This window comes from Streptomyces sp. NPDC093261, from assembly GCF_044753645.1.
GTDB lineage: Bacteria > Actinomycetota > Actinomycetes > Streptomycetales > Streptomycetaceae > Streptomyces.
Window position 1 is genome coordinate 129,128 of sequence record NZ_JBIVNO010000014.1, and the last position, 13,381, is coordinate 142,508.

Genomic DNA, 13,381 nt, shown 5'->3' on the forward strand with positions numbered 1-13,381 from the left:
CTCCCGGGTGCCGTCGTCGCCGGTGGTCAGGCGGTCAGGACCCGCTCCAGGGCCTCCAGGGCCGATCCCAGCTCCTCGCCCGTGATCGTCAGCGGCGGGGCCAGCCGGATCGTCGAGCCATGGGTGTCCTTGGCCAGGATCCCCTCCCGCATCAGGCGCTCGCTGATCTCACGGCCGGTGCCGATCGCGGGGTCGATGTCGACACCCGCCCACAGCCCGCGGGAGCGGAAGCCCACCACGCCCTTGCCGAGCAGCGCCGTGAGACCGTCCCGCAGCACCACGCCCAACTCGGCCGCCCGGCGCTGGAACTCGCCCGTCTCCAGGATTCCCACGACCGCCGAGCCGACCGCCGCGGCCAGCGGGTTGCCGCCGAACGTCGAGCCGTGCTCGCCCGGCCGCAGCACGCCGAGAACCTCACGGCGCGCGACCACCGCGGACACCGGCACGATGCCGCCGCCGAGTGCCTTGCCGAGCAGCACCGCGTCCGGCACGACCCCCTCGTGGTCCACGGCCAGGGTGCTGCCCGTACGGCCGAGGCCCGACTGGATCTCGTCGGCGATGAACAGGCACCCGGCGCGGCGGGTGAGCTCACGGACCCCGGTGAGATAGCCGTCGTCCGGAATGATCACACCCGCCTCGCCCTGGATGGGTTCGATCAGCACGGCCGCCGTCGTCTCGTCGACGGCCTCCTCCAGCGCGGCCAGGTCGTTGTACGGGACGATCCGGAAGCCCGGGGTGAACGGGCCGAAGCCCGACCGTGCCGTCTCGTCCGTGGAGAAGCTGACGATCGTCGTCGTACGGCCGTGGAAGTTGCCGGCCGCCACCACGATCGTCGCCTGGTCGGCGGGCACGCCCTTGACCTCGTACGCCCACTTGCGGGCCACCTTGACGGCGCTCTCCACCGCCTCCGCGCCCGTGTTCATCGGCAGGACCATGTCCAGGCCGGTCAGCGCGGCCAGGGACTCCGCGAACTCGGCGAGCTGGTCGTTGTGGAACGCGCGGGAGGTGAGGGTCAGACGGTCCAGCTGGCGGTGGGCCGCCTCGATCAGCACCGGGTTGCGGTGCCCGAAGTTGAGGGCCGAGTAGCCGGCGAGCATGTCGAGGTAGCGGCGCCCCTCGACGTCCTCCACCCAGGTGCCCTCGGCGCGCGCCACCACCACGGGCAGTGGGTGGTAGTTGTGCGCGAGAACCGGCTGCTCGGCGCTGATCAGCTCGTCGGACGAACGCGTACGGGCGGGTGCGGTCATGAACGGATCTCCTGAGTGCAGCACTTGATGCCGCCGCCGGCCTTGTGGAACTCGGAGAGGTCGACGGGGACGGGGTCATAGCCGTGGTCGGCGAGCCGGGCGGCGAGCGCCTCGGCCCGGGGAGCGATGAAGACATGGCGCCCGTCGGAGACGGAGTTGAGCCCGAAGACCATCGCGTCCTCGCGGGTCGCGAGCACCGCGTCCGGGTAGAGCCGGGCGAGCACCTCGCGGCTGCCGGGTGAGAACGCCTCCGGGTAGTAGACGATGTTGCGGTCGTCGAGGACGAACAGTGCCGTGTCCAGATGGTAGAAGTACGGGTCCACCAGGGTCAGGCTGATGACCGGGTGACCGAAGAACTCCTGTACCTCGCGGTGCGCCTCCCGCGTCGTACGGAACCCGGTGCCGGCCAGGAGGTAGCGTCCCGTCCACACCAGGTCGCCCTCGCCCTCGCAGACGGACTCGGAGCGGTGCACGTCATACCCGGCCGCCTTGAACCAGGTCTCGTAGTGGTCGGACTCGGGGCGCCGCTCGGGGGCGTGGAAGTGGGAGCCGAAGACCCGGCCGTCGACGACGACCGCCGAGTTCGCGGCGAACACCATGTCCGGGAGGCCGGGGACCGGGTCCACCGAGTCCACGGTGTGGCCGTGGTCGCGGTAGGCGCGCATCAGCCCCTGCCACTGCTCCCGGGCCAGGTCGACGTCGACCTGGGTGTCGGGATGCATCCACGGATTGATCGCGTACTGCACGGCGAAATGTCTGGGTTCGCAGACGAGGAAGCGCCGCCGGCGCGGCACACGGGTGTCGGTCACAGAGGGTTTCCTCCGCTTCCTGGGGGTGTCGAGTGAGGGTTGACACAAAGGTAGGAAGCCGCGGAGACGAGCGACAAGAAACGATGGCTGCGTGTTGGCGCAGCAACACTGCGTCTTCGAAGCGCTCAGCGCACGTCTGCTGCGCCGTCCGGCGCCGCATGGTTGGCGCCCGCCTCCGGGCTCTCCGGCAGCAGGTGGGACAGCACCATCACACTGATCGTCTTCCGGATGAAGGGCTCCGCGCGGATGCGCTCCAGCACCTCCTCGAAGTGCTCGACGTCCCGCGCCCGCACATGCAGCAGCGCGTCCGCTCCACCGGTCACCGTCATCGCCGCGGTGATCTCCGGATGGTTGCGCACGACCTCCGCCAGGCGCCGGGGCGGCGCCGCACCCTCGCAGTAGACCTCGACGTACGCCTCCGTGCGCCAGCCCAGCGCCGACGGCTTCACCGTGGCTGTGAACCCCGTGATCACGCCCGATTCGCGCAGCCGGTCCACCCGGCGCTTGACCGCCGTCGACGACAGGCCGATGGCCGCGCCGATCTCGGCGAAACTGGTCCTGGCGTTCGCCATGAGAGCGGTGATGATCTTCCGGTCGAGTTCGTCGAACGGCGCTGGCCTGGTACTCATGCGGGCACTGTATCCAGCGGGAACGTCCATGTTCCGCACATGCCCAGGCGTCCCGAACGCTCCTGCGCTCCACGTTCATGCTGCGCGCCCTCGCCGTCGACGACCAACTCCTCTCGCCGGAGGAGCTCCGCTGTCTGCCGCACGCCGATCCGCGGATCCGGCCGTCGACCACGTCCTCGAGCCCGTCCGCCGCGAGCGGCTCGCGGAAGCGGTGCGCCGGGGCGCACAGTGCGGCGCGCCGCACGGCTGATCCCGGTCCACGAATCCAGGAGCGGCGTGCCCCAGGACCCCACCGAGCGCCGGGTCGTCGTCACCGGGCCGCCCCGGCTCCCCGCACTTCATCTTCAACTCGCTCGCTGTGATCGCCTCGTTCGTGCGCACTCATCCCGAGCGCCCGCGAACTCCTGCCGGAGTTGGCCGGCTTCACCCGCCACTCGTTCCGCCGGCGCGGCGACTGCACCACACTCGCCGACGAACTGCACGCCATCGGCCAGTACTTGGCGCTCGTACGGCCCGTTTCGGGGACCGGATCCCGGTCACCCTCCAGATCGCCCCCGAGGTGCTGCCGGTCGCCCTGCCGTTCCTGTGCCTCCGGCCACTCGTCGAGAACGCCGTCAAGCACGGGCTGGAGGGCACCACGACAAGCGCCACATCGGCATCACCGCCCAGGACGCGGGCGCCGAGGCCCTGGTCGTCATCGAGGACGACGGCGCCGGAATGGACCCGGAGCTGCTGCGCCGCATCCTCGCCGGGGAGGCCGGAGGCTCCGGCGGTATCGGCCTGTCCGACGTGGACGACAGGCTGCGCCAGGTCCACGGCGACGACCACGGGCTCGTCGTCGGGACCGCCCCGGGGGCGGGCATGAAGATCACCGACCGGCTGCCGAAGTACCAGCCGGGAGTGCGCTCGGCCGGGCGGCTGCCCCGGATCTGAGCCTCACGCGTCGCGGGTGAGGACCATGGCGAGGGTGATCAGGCCGAGGACGACCCAGCCGAACCACAGCCAGCCACTGCTGCCGAGCGCCACCGTATAGGCCGTCACCACGACGAGCCCACCGACGGTGAGCACCCCCATCGTCTTCGTGGAACCGGGCATCGCAACACCCTCCTCATGGGTCGTCCTTCCCCATGGTGCCCCCGTTCTGCCTTCGAACGGTGCATACGATCAGATGAGTTCCGGACGTCCATGCGGCGTTGCCCGTCCAGGAGGCGGCCGTATAGCGGCTGGGATCATAGCCGTAGTCCTTCGGCGGCACGTCCCGCGCGCACGCCGTGTCCGACAGGTCCTTCGCCTTGGCCAGGGTGATGTCCGGGGCCAGCCGGGTGAAGCCGAGCACCTGCTGGTCGTGGGGTCCGGCGCAGGAGACCAGCCGCGCCGCCGACCGGGACAGGGCGTCCAGACAGTCCCGTTTCTGCATATTCGCCGTGTCCACGAACCTCATCCCCGGCTTGCGGCGGTCGCCCAGCGGACCGTAGACCGGCCCGTGCGCGCCGAGCACCAGACACGCGGTGCGCCGCCCGGCCGCCGCGAAGCCCGAGCGCGTCGGGACCACGGCGTAACTGCGGACGTCCGCGAGCTTGCCGCGGATCTCCTGGGTGCGCTGCTCGCACTGGGCCGGACCCCGTCTGCGCGCCTCGTCGGCGGAGGCGCTGGGGACGAAGGCCACGACCTGCCCGTCCGGGCCGGCATCGGCGCAACTCGGATCCACCGTCAGCCGTGGAGGGGCGCCCTGGAACGGGCGGCCGGGCCAGGCGGCGACGACGCAGTCTCCCGCTGTGAGCGGGCGGCTGAGCGCGACGGCGGCACCGTACGGTGCCGCCGAGCCGCCGGACGCCGGGCGGTACACCGCGTACCAGACCCCGCCCAGCGCGAGGACCAGTCCGAGCAGGCAGGCGACCAGGGCCCGCAGGACATGCGCCCGCGTCGGACGCGGCTGCCCCGGAGGGGGACCGCCGCCGGTGAGCGGTGGACCGAATCCCGCCTCGCTCGCCGCACCGGGCATGTGAGGGTCGTACGACACGGAGGGCGCGGCCGGGTCCCCGGGCCGTGCCCAGCCGCCGGGCGTGGGCGGGGCCTGTCCCTGGCCCCCGTGCGCGGGCCCCGGGGTGGGAACGCCGTCCGGCACCGGCCGGAGCGGCGAGGTCTCGGTCGCCGCGGCGGAGCCTGCCCACGGCGGGTGCGCCCCCGGATCGACCCAGGTGCGCGGATGCGGTCGCGGGCTGATGACCGCCTCCAGCGCGGCGGCGGTCTCCGCCGCCGTGATCCGCAGGGCCGGGTCCTTGACCAGCATCGCGGACAGAAGCGGCGCCAGCGCCCCGGCCCGCACCGGGGGCCGGGGCTCCTCCAGGACCACCGCGGTGACCTCCGCGAGCTGCGTGTCGCGTTCGAAGGGCCCGCACCCCTCCGCCGAGAAGTACAGCGTGCAGCCCAGTGAGAACAGGTCGGCGGCGGCGGTCGGCGGCCCGCCCGTCGCACGTTCCGGCGCCAGATAGCCCGGCGTCCCGACCAGCGCGGACGTCAGCGTGTGCCGGGTCTCGCCCGCGTCCGGCTGGACCGCGATGCCGTAGTCGGTGAGCAGGACTCGGGCGTACGGCGTCCCGGAGCGGTCCGGCGCCAGCAGGATGTTCGCCGGCTTCACATCCCGGTGCATGACGCCCCGCTCGTGCCCGGCGGTGAGCGCGTCCAGCACGGCGAGCCCGATACGCGCGCATTCGGCGGCGGCGAGGGGACCGTGCCGGTGGACCCGCTCACGCAGGTCCAGCGCGCCCGGCACATACTCCATGACGATCCACGGCAGGCCCTCGTGCTCCAGTACGTCGTGCACGGTCACCACATGCGGGTGGCCCCGCAGCCCGGCCGCGTGCCGGGCCTCCGCGCGGGCACGGGCGACCCGGGCCGTCCGCTCCTCGGTCGCCTCGACCGAATCGCGGAATGCGACCTCCTTGAGGGCGACGTCGCAGGCCAGCCGCTGGTCGTGGGCGCGCCACACCTGGCCCATGGCGCCGCCGCCGAGGCGGTTGAGCAGGCGGTAGCGGCCGGCGATGACCCGGCCCACTCCGGACTGCGGTGATCCTGCTGCCATCCCTTCACTCCCGAATCCAGGTCGTGCCCGTCGTGGGCGAGTCGGTGACGGGGGTGCCGGTGGGCCTGCCGGGCGGAGCGGAGGAGCCGCGTGGGGCGCCTGTACCGCCCTTTGCCGCGGAGGTCGGGCCGTCGTGAGGTGCTGTGGGGGAGCCGCTAGCGGTCGCCGGGGACGAGCCGCCTCCGGCCGACGGGGAGGGGTGGGCTGTCGGAGAAGACTGAGGCGGGCGCGCCGTCGGGGAGGAGTGGGCTGTCGGAGAAGACTGAGGCGGGCGGGCCGTCGAGGAGGAGGGGGCTGTCGGAGAAGACTGAGGCGGGCGGGCCGTCGAGGAGGAGGGGGCTGTCGGAGACCGAGACGAGTGCGCCGCCGTCGGAGACTGGGACGACTGCGCCGTCGGCGACGAGTGGGCCCTCGAGGACGAGCGGGACATGGAGGGTGACGACGAACCGCTCGACGCGGTCGGCGAGGAGACCCGCCCGCTGTCACTCGGCGTGGCGGGGGTGCCGCCCGTCTTCCCCTCCGTCGGCCCGCCCGTCGACGGTGAGGCGGACCCATCGCCGTCCCGCCCCCGGCCGGTGCCGCTGTCGGTCGGCCCCGCCGCGCCCTTCCGGGACGTGCCGGACTCGCCCGGCACCTGGGGTCCGTCCGTCTCGCCCATGTCCGCCGAGAGCGTCACATACTGCCCGAACGCCAGCTCGGTGCCGGGCCCGGGATCCGAGCCCGTGACCGCGGCGTCGTCGGGGGGCGCGCCCCGCCCGGCGTAGGCGACCGCGAGCCCCTCGGCCGCGAGCCGCCGCCCGGCCTCCGCGAAACGCAGTCCCGTCACATCGGGCACCTTGTGCCGTACCCGGGTGTCGAAGGCGGAGTCGTGCCCGCCGCTCGTGCCCACGGGCCGGTCGAGCCCCCGGTCGGGGTCGTGGACGTCGACCAGCGCGATCCGGGTGAGCCGCCGCGGGGCGGGGTGGACCGCCACCACGGAGGTCCGGTCGTACCCCGCCCATTTCTCGTTGCCGCCCGCGAACGTGACGGAAATCCGGGTGGTGTCGCCCCGGAACGGGCGCAGCGGATTGCCGCACGAGCACTTCACCGTGGGCTGTCCCCGCTCGTCCACCAGTACCGCGATTCCGGCCTGGAGCAAGGAGTCGAAAGGTGTGGCCCTGCCCTTCTTGAAGTCGTGGTTCCGCACCAGGGTGTCGTGACGCAGAAGGACGGGTGTGAGCCGGTCCAGATAATCGGGGATCTCCCTCTGGGCAATCCCCTCGACCTGTGCCCAGACCTTGGCCTTCCGGTCGTTCCGTGGATCGGTGAGGAATTCCTTCAGCCGGGCGATGTCACAGACCGTCGGGGTGCGGGAACCGCCGTAGAGCCCCGGTGTGTCGCCCGCTTGCAGACCACCGGGCGCCCGGCGCGACCGGACCGGGGTGTCGCGGCCGAGACCGCTGTGCTCGTCGAAGAAGGGGGCGAGCGACGGAACCCCGACGGCGACGGCCTTCACCGCGAACAACTGTGCGTTTCTGCCGCATCCGCTGAGGATCAGCGCGGCGGCAAGAAGAAAGACGATCCTCCGGATCGCTGATTTTCCGGTCCTGCGCAGAACTGCACGACGTGTCATCACCGCTCCCCCCGGCGGTCCCCCCGCGCCCTGCCGAGCGGAGGCAGGACGCCGGGCACCAGATTACCGAATGCGGGAGCATTTCAGGCGGCTTGAAAAGACTTGGAAGGAAAGGGAATTCAGCGGTGTCGCGGAACTCAGTGGCCGCGTGCGTTGAGTGAGGCCAGATAGGCGTTGTACGCCTGGAGTTCCTTGTCGCCGTCGCGGTCCGCGGCGCGGTCCTTTCGCTTGGCCTGCCGCTGTTCGGAGCGGTACCACTGGAACAGGAGCGCCAGGAGCACCAGCACGGAGGGAACCTCGCTGAACGCCCAGGCGATGCCGCCCGCCGAGGTCTGGTCCGCGAGGGCGTCGATGCCCAGCGAGGCGGGCGGGTTCCGGTAGCTGCCGACCATCGGCGTGGACGCCATCATCAGCGCGATCCCGAAGAACGCGTGGAACGGCATGCCCGCGAACAGCTCCAGCATCCGCATCAGATGGCCGGGGCGGTGCGGACCGGGGTCGATGCCCATGATCGGCCAGAAGAACACCACGCCGACGGCGAGGAAGTGCACCATCATCGCGATGTGTCCGGTCTTGGACTGCATCAGGAAGTCGAAGAGCGGCGTGAAGTACAGCCCGTACAGGCTCGCGATGAACAGCGGGATGGTGAACGCCGGGTGGGTGATGATGCGCACATAGCGGCTGTGGAGCAGCATCAGCAGCAGTTCGCGCGGCCCCTTGCGGTCGCGGCCCGCCGTGGGCAGCGCGCGCAGTGCCAGCGTGATCGGGGCGCCGAGCAGCAGCAGGATCGGCGAGAGCATGCTGATCACCATGTGCTGCACCATGTGCACGCTAAACATGACCATGCCGTAGTCATTCAGCTTGGTGCACATGACCAGCATCACCGTCAGCACGCCGATGACGTACGACACGGTCCGGCCCACCGGCCACTTGTCCCCGCGCCGCACGAGCCGGGCCACGCCCCAGCCGTACAACCCGAGTCCGACGAGACAGGCGACGAGGAAGAACGGGTCGGCGGACCATTCCAGGCCCCTCCCCAGCGTGAACGGCGGCAGATCCATGGTCATGCCGTGCATGCCGTGCCCGCTGTGATCCATCCGCCGGCTCCTGATTCGTGGGGGTTGTGCGCTGTCTGTCCGCACCAGAGTAGAACCGCCCCCGGTCGCCACTGCGACCGGGGGCGGGCTCTTCGACTCCGTGCGCGATCAGTCCCGCACCGCACGAGACCGGCCCCGTACTACAGGACGCACTCGGCCTCGGCGTACCTCTCCCGCGGCACCGTCTTCAGCGTCTCCACGGCCTCCGCCAGCTCCACCATCACGATGTCCGTGCCGCGCAGCGCGGTCATCTTCCCGAACTCGCCGCGGTGCGCCGCCTCCACGGCGTGCCAGCCGAAGCGGGTGGCGAGTACGCGGTCGTACGCCGTCGGCGTGCCGCCGCGCTGGACGTGCCCGAGGATCACCGGACGGGCCTCCTTGCCGAGCCGCTGCTCCAGCTCGATGGAGAGCTGGCGGGCGATGCCGGCGAAGCGCTCGTGGCCGTAGATGTCCTTGCCGCCCTCGTCGAACTCCATGGTGCCCGGCTTCGGCTTGGCGCCCTCGGCGGCCACCACGATCGCGAACCGCTTGCCCGCGTCGAACCGCTCGCCGACCCGGGCCGCCAACTCCTCGATGTCGAAGGGGCGCTCCGGCACGACGATCGCGTGGGCACCGGCGGCCATGCCGGAGTGCAGCGCGATCCAGCCGGTGTGGCGGCCCATGACCTCCACGATGAGCACGCGCTGATGGGACTCGGCGGTGGTCTTCAGCCGGTCCAGGGCCTCGGTCGCCACGCCCACGGCCGTGTCGAAGCCGAAGGTGACATCCGTGACCGCGATGTCGTTGTCGATGGTCTTGGGCACGCCGACGATCGGCAGCCCGTTGTCGGACAGCAGCCGGGCCGCCTTGAGCGTGCCCTCACCGCCGATCGGGATGATCGCGTCGATCCCCAGTTCCTCGACATGGCCCCTGGCCCGCTCCACGCCGTCCCGCAGATGCTCCGGGCGGACCCGGGAGGAGCCGAGGATGGTGCCGCCGCGAGCCAGGATGCCGCCCACCGCGTCGAGGTCGAGCTTGAGGTAGTCGCACTCCAGAAGGCCCTTCCAGCCGTCCCGGAAGCCGATGACCTCGTCGCCGTGGTCGGCGACGGCGCGGTGCACGACGGACCGGATGACGGCGTTCAGGCCGGGGCAGTCGCCGCCGGACGTGAGGACACCAATGCGCATAGCCCGAAACAACCTTCTCCACGTGAGCCGGGACCGGACCACGCTGTCCGGCTCGATCCCCGCCACCCTACCGGCGGCGGGGGGCGGGGCAGCACCGTGCGTCCGCCTGCTGGACGCACCCGCTCACCTGTGCGGACGAGGTGTCAGACGGGCCGGTTACGCCCGGAGGGCCAAGGGGTGTACGGGCCGCCGGGCGGGCTCCGCGGAACCGTTTCGGGAGCGCTTCGGCCGGGCTCTAGGCGGGCTGCTGCGCGGCCGTGATCCGCTCGTTGCGCAGCGCCTCGTACCAGCGGTCGTCGACCGGCGGAAGGGCGTTGACGTCGAGCGCCAGCTTGAGCAGCAGGTCGGCGATCAGCGGGTTGCGCGCGAGCACGGGACCGTGCATGTACGTGCCGAAGACCGTCCCGTTGTACGCGCCCTCCGTGCCGTCGCCCGTGCCGTTGCCCTTGCCGAGCCGCACCTGTGCCAACGGGCGGGCGTTCGGGCCGACGTGCGTGACGCCCTGGTGGTTCTCGAAGCCGGTGAGCTGGGGCAGGCCCAGCCGCGGGTCGATGTCCGCGAGGACGTCGCCGACGCACCGCTCGCCCTCGCCGCGCACCGAGACCACGTCCAGCAGGCCGAGGCCCGGCTCGCGCTGCCCGAGGTCGTTGATGAACTCGTGGCCGAGGATCTGGTAGCCGGCGCAGACGGAGAACACGATCGCGCCGTTCTCCACGGCCCGGTACAGACCGCCGTCGCGGCGCAGCCGCTCGGCTGCCAGCCGCTGCGGACGGTCCTCACCGCCGCCGATCAGGTAGATGTCGCCGGACGTGGGGATCGGCTGGTCGCTGCGCACGTCGAGCCGGGCCACGTCGAGGCCGCGCTGGCGGGCCCGGCGCTCCACCACGAGCGCGTTGCCCTGGTCGCCGTAGGTGCTCAGCAGGTCAGGGTAGATCCACACCAGACGCAGGCTGTTGTCACTCATCGATGATCGTCCTTCGTGGTCAGTTGCCGACGCGGCGGCGCAGGTCCTGGAACGCGGTGTAGTTCGCGATGACCTCGATGCGGCCGGGCGGAGCGAGCTGGACGGCCTGGTCGAGATCGTCGCAGACCTGGAAGGACTGGTTCGCGACCTCCAGGCGCACCGCGAGGTCCAGCTTCCGGTCGCCGATGACGAAGATCGGATGCCCGGTGAGCCGCGTGTAGTCGACGTCCCACAGCCAGGAGGTGTCGGTGCCGTCCGCGCCGCGCGCGTTCACCGACAGGATCACCGGGGCCGGCGGCGGGTCGATCAGCGAGAACGTCTCCAGCCAGCCGGCCGGGTTCTTCGCGAGCAGCAGACGCAGGTCGCGGCCCTGGAACTGGACCACGTCGTAGCGTCCGGCCACCGCCTGCACCTGGTACATGCGCTCCAGCGCGACCTGCGGGGGCACGCCGAAGACGGCGGCGACGGCGGCCGAGGTGGTGGCGTTGGCCTTGTTGGCGCGGCCCGGGAGCTGGAGGTGGATCGGCCAGGCGGAGCCGTGCGGGTCGAGGACGTGGTCACCCGACAGCACCCAGGACGGGGTAGGCCGGCGGAAGCCGCACTCGCCGCAGAACCAGTCGTCGCCGGGGCGCTGCATCACACCGCCGCAGGACGGGCAGGACCAGGCGTCGTCCTTCCACATCTGGCCGGCCGCGACCCAGATCACATTGGGCGACGACGAGGCGGCCCACACCACCAGGGGGTCGTCGGCGTTGGCGACGACCACGGCCTTGGAGCCGGCCAGGCCCTCGCGCCAGTTCTCGGCGAGCATCCGGGTCTCGGCCGCGCGGTCGAGCTGGTCGCGCGAGAGGTTGAGCAGCGCGATGCACTTCGGGTCGGTGTCCCTGGCGACCCCGGCGAGGTACTTCTCGTCGACCTCGATGACGCCGAACTTGGCGTCCGAGCCGCCGGCCAGCGCCGAGGTGATGCCGGCCGGCATGTTGGCGCCGAGCGCGTTGGAGACGACCGGGCCCGCGGCGCGCAGCGCCTCCGCGATCAGCCGGGTGGTGGTCGTCTTGCCGTTGGTCGCCGAGACCAGGACGACGTCCAGGTTCTGGGCGAGCCGGGCGAGCAGATCGGGGTCGAGTTTGAGCGCCACTCGGCCGCCGATCACCGATCCGCTGCCGCGCCCCGCGGCGCGCGATGCCGCAGCGACCGCCTTGCCCGCGGTCACGGCCAGCTTGGCCCGCGGCGTCAGCGGGTCCGAGTTGCCTGCCATCAGTTCTCGATCCTCCTTGCGTACGGCGCCGCGCCCAGTCCCGGCAACGTGCGGGCCTCAGCCTATCGAGATCCGTTCACGCCCCCGCACCGCGGCACCACCCCGGCGCCCGCGCGGCCCTGACGACCGTACCCTTGCCGCCATGCGACACCGTTCCATCCCGGGCGCCCGAGGGCGCGTCCGGCCCCTCACCCTGCTCGGCGACCCGGTGCTACGCACCCCGGGCGCGGAGGTCACCGACTTCGGCCCCGAACTGGCCCGGCTCGTCGAGGACATGTTCGCCACCATGTACGCCGCGGGGGGCGTGGGGCTGGCAGCGCACCAGGTCGGCGAGCCGCTGCGGGTGTTCGTGTACGACTGCCCGGACGACGAGGAAGTGCGCCATCTGGGCCATGTGGTGAACCCACGGCTCGTCGAGGCGGACGGTGTGGTGCTGCGCGGACCGGAGGGGTGCCTGTCCCTTCCGGGCCTCGAGGCGGGAACGGAGCGGTACGACCGCGCCGTCGTCGAGGGCCGCACGCTGGACGGCGAGCCGGTGCGGGTGGAGGGGACGGGGTGGTTCGCCCGGTGCCTTCAGCACGAGTGCGACCACCTTGGCGGGGGTCTGTACGTGGACCGGCTCGACGGCTGGCGCCGGCGCAGGGCGATGTGGCAGTGGCGGCGCAGGGCACCCCGCTAGGGACGCGCCCGCGTCATGCTCCCCTCCGCCGCCCGCCGCATCCCCCGGCGACCCCGGCACCCCGCGGCTCCCGTCGCGTCCGTGCGCCCGGCCGCGACGAGCCGCCGGGCGGCGGGGAGCCTCAGAACCCGGGGCCCCCGACGCGGTCCCCGGCGGCCGCCAGCCGGCCCCACAGCAGGTCCGCCAGGCTGCGCACCAACTCGGCCCGGGAGCAGGGGCGTTCGCCCAGCCACCAGTCACCGGCGGCGTGCATCATGCCGACGATGCCGTGTCCCCAGACCCGGGCGAGCTGGTGGCTGTCCGGGCCGAGGTCCAGGCGCTCCTCGATGACCTGGGCCAGTTCCTCGCCCATGCGGCGCAGTACCGGGACGGAGTGCCGGCCGGTGTCGAAGCCCTGGTCGTTCTGTGAGCCGCCCTCCGCCGGATGCATCAGGAAGCGGTAGACCTGCGGCCGTGCCTCGATGGCCGCGAGATAGGTGTCCAGGGTGGCCTCCACCCGCTCCCGCCGGTCGGCCGGTGCGTCCAGCGCCGCCCGCAGCGAGTCGAGCAGCGCGTCCGTGTGGCGCTTGGCGAGCGCGGCGTAGAGCCCGCCCTTGTCGCCGAAGTGGCGGTAGAGGATCGGCTTGGTGATGCCGGCCTCGGCGGCGATGGCGTTCATCGAGGCCCCGGGGCCGTCGCGCAGCACCACCCGGTCGGCGGCCTCCAGCAGCTCACGCCGTCGGCGGTCGGCGGACCGTTGCTGCTCGGCCCGCTGTGTGGTGTCCATGATCTCTCCCCACCCGTGCTGTATCGGTGACGCCTGCGCAAACTAACACTGAAAGGCGGGCCAGTATCGAAC

General features: G+C 72.1%; 12 protein-coding genes and 1 pseudogene. 2 read left to right on the forward strand and 11 right to left on the reverse strand.

Features of this window, described 5'->3' with window-relative positions:
• Nucleotides 1-26: 26 nt before the first annotated feature.
• From rocD to ACIP94_RS26675, 3 genes are all read right to left on the reverse strand, one after another.
• Nucleotides 27-1,247, reverse strand: coding sequence for an ornithine--oxo-acid transaminase (gene rocD, locus ACIP94_RS26665; RefSeq protein WP_402430646.1), 1,221 nt, complete (start codon nucleotides 1,245-1,247; stop codon nucleotides 27-29).
• Nucleotides 1,244-2,056, reverse strand: a complete 813-nt coding sequence (gene ddaH, locus ACIP94_RS26670; protein WP_402430649.1) for a dimethylargininase — start codon at nucleotides 2,054-2,056, stop codon at nucleotides 1,244-1,246. Before ddaH ends, rocD begins: the two co-directional genes overlap by 4 nt.
• A 125-nt stretch (nucleotides 2,057-2,181) precedes the next feature.
• Entirely contained in the window at nucleotides 2,182-2,685 is a 504-nt protein-coding gene (locus tag ACIP94_RS26675) for an Lrp/AsnC family transcriptional regulator (RefSeq protein WP_402430652.1), read from the reverse strand.
• A gap of 328 nt (nucleotides 2,686-3,013) precedes the next feature.
• Between ACIP94_RS26675 and ACIP94_RS26680 the strand changes: the two are divergent.
• A pseudogene (locus tag ACIP94_RS26680) lies at nucleotides 3,014-3,618 on the forward strand (sensor histidine kinase); the annotation flags it as partial.
• A gap of 3 nt (nucleotides 3,619-3,621) precedes the next feature.
• Here ACIP94_RS26680 and ACIP94_RS26685 read toward each other — a convergent pair.
• The 7 genes from ACIP94_RS26685 to ACIP94_RS26715 form a co-directional block, all read right to left on the reverse strand.
• Complete coding sequence (locus ACIP94_RS26685; RefSeq protein WP_311691433.1) at nucleotides 3,622-3,780, reverse strand: hypothetical protein; 159 nt, start codon at nucleotides 3,778-3,780, stop codon at nucleotides 3,622-3,624.
• Nucleotides 3,781-3,793: 13 nt separating this feature from the next.
• Nucleotides 3,794-5,767: a protein kinase gene (locus ACIP94_RS26690; RefSeq protein WP_402430655.1), complete on the reverse strand. Its 1,974-nt coding sequence runs from the start codon at nucleotides 5,765-5,767 to the stop codon at nucleotides 3,794-3,796.
• 4 nt (nucleotides 5,768-5,771) lie between these two features.
• On the reverse strand, nucleotides 5,772-7,379 hold the full coding sequence (locus ACIP94_RS26695) for a DUF6777 domain-containing protein (RefSeq protein ID WP_402430658.1): 1,608 nt from the start codon (nucleotides 7,377-7,379) through the stop codon (nucleotides 5,772-5,774).
• A 137-nt stretch (nucleotides 7,380-7,516) separates the two neighbouring features.
• Nucleotides 7,517-8,476, reverse strand: a complete 960-nt coding sequence (locus ACIP94_RS26700) for a cytochrome c oxidase assembly protein (RefSeq protein WP_402430661.1) — start codon at nucleotides 8,474-8,476, stop codon at nucleotides 7,517-7,519.
• A gap of 140 nt (nucleotides 8,477-8,616) precedes the next feature.
• Nucleotides 8,617-9,642, reverse strand: coding sequence for a 6-phosphofructokinase (locus tag ACIP94_RS26705; protein WP_402430664.1), 1,026 nt, complete (start codon nucleotides 9,640-9,642; stop codon nucleotides 8,617-8,619).
• Between the two features lie 235 nt (nucleotides 9,643-9,877).
• Nucleotides 9,878-10,606, reverse strand: a complete 729-nt coding sequence (locus ACIP94_RS26710; protein WP_402430666.1) for a type 1 glutamine amidotransferase — start codon at nucleotides 10,604-10,606, stop codon at nucleotides 9,878-9,880.
• A 19-nt stretch (nucleotides 10,607-10,625) separates the two neighbouring features.
• A complete protein-coding gene (locus tag ACIP94_RS26715; protein WP_402430669.1) occupies nucleotides 10,626-11,864 on the reverse strand; it encodes a MurT ligase domain-containing protein in 1,239 nt (412 codons plus the stop codon).
• Nucleotides 11,865-12,006: 142 nt separating this feature from the next.
• Between ACIP94_RS26715 and def the strand changes: the two genes are divergently transcribed.
• Nucleotides 12,007-12,543, forward strand: coding sequence for a peptide deformylase (def, locus tag ACIP94_RS26720; protein WP_402430672.1), 537 nt, complete (start codon nucleotides 12,007-12,009; stop codon nucleotides 12,541-12,543).
• A 121-nt stretch (nucleotides 12,544-12,664) separates the two neighbouring features.
• On the opposite strand, the gene ACIP94_RS26725 is transcribed toward def, so the two are convergent.
• On the reverse strand, nucleotides 12,665-13,309 hold the full coding sequence (locus tag ACIP94_RS26725; protein ID WP_402430675.1) for a TetR family transcriptional regulator: 645 nt from the start codon (nucleotides 13,307-13,309) through the stop codon (nucleotides 12,665-12,667).
• Nucleotides 13,310-13,381 lie beyond the last annotated feature (72 nt).

Excerpts from the sequence above, each read along its gene's own strand:
- ACIP94_RS26675 (WP_402430652.1), bottom strand. The coding sequence starts at position 2,685 with ATGAGTACCAGGCCAGCGCCGTTCGACGAACTCGACCGGAAGATCATC.
- ACIP94_RS26725 (WP_402430675.1), bottom strand. The coding sequence starts at position 13,309 with ATGGACACCACACAGCGGGCCGAGCAGCAACGGTCCGCCGACCGCCGA.
- ACIP94_RS26690 (WP_402430655.1), bottom strand. The coding sequence starts at position 5,767 with ATGGCAGCAGGATCACCGCAGTCCGGAGTGGGCCGGGTCATCGCCGGC.
- rocD (WP_402430646.1), bottom strand. The coding sequence starts at position 1,247 with ATGACCGCACCCGCCCGTACGCGTTCGTCCGACGAGCTGATCAGCGCC.
- ACIP94_RS26710 (WP_402430666.1), bottom strand. The coding sequence starts at position 10,606 with ATGAGTGACAACAGCCTGCGTCTGGTGTGGATCTACCCTGACCTGCTG.
- def (WP_402430672.1), top strand. The coding sequence starts at position 12,007 with ATGCGACACCGTTCCATCCCGGGCGCCCGAGGGCGCGTCCGGCCCCTC.
- ACIP94_RS26685 (WP_311691433.1), bottom strand. The coding sequence starts at position 3,780 with ATGCCCGGTTCCACGAAGACGATGGGGGTGCTCACCGTCGGTGGGCTC.
- ACIP94_RS26715 (WP_402430669.1), bottom strand. The coding sequence starts at position 11,864 with ATGGCAGGCAACTCGGACCCGCTGACGCCGCGGGCCAAGCTGGCCGTG.
- ACIP94_RS26695 (WP_402430658.1), bottom strand. The coding sequence starts at position 7,379 with ATGACACGTCGTGCAGTTCTGCGCAGGACCGGAAAATCAGCGATCCGG.
- ACIP94_RS26705 (WP_402430664.1), bottom strand. The coding sequence starts at position 9,642 with ATGCGCATTGGTGTCCTCACGTCCGGCGGCGACTGCCCCGGCCTGAAC.
- ACIP94_RS26700 (WP_402430661.1), bottom strand. The coding sequence starts at position 8,476 with ATGGATCACAGCGGGCACGGCATGCACGGCATGACCATGGATCTGCCG.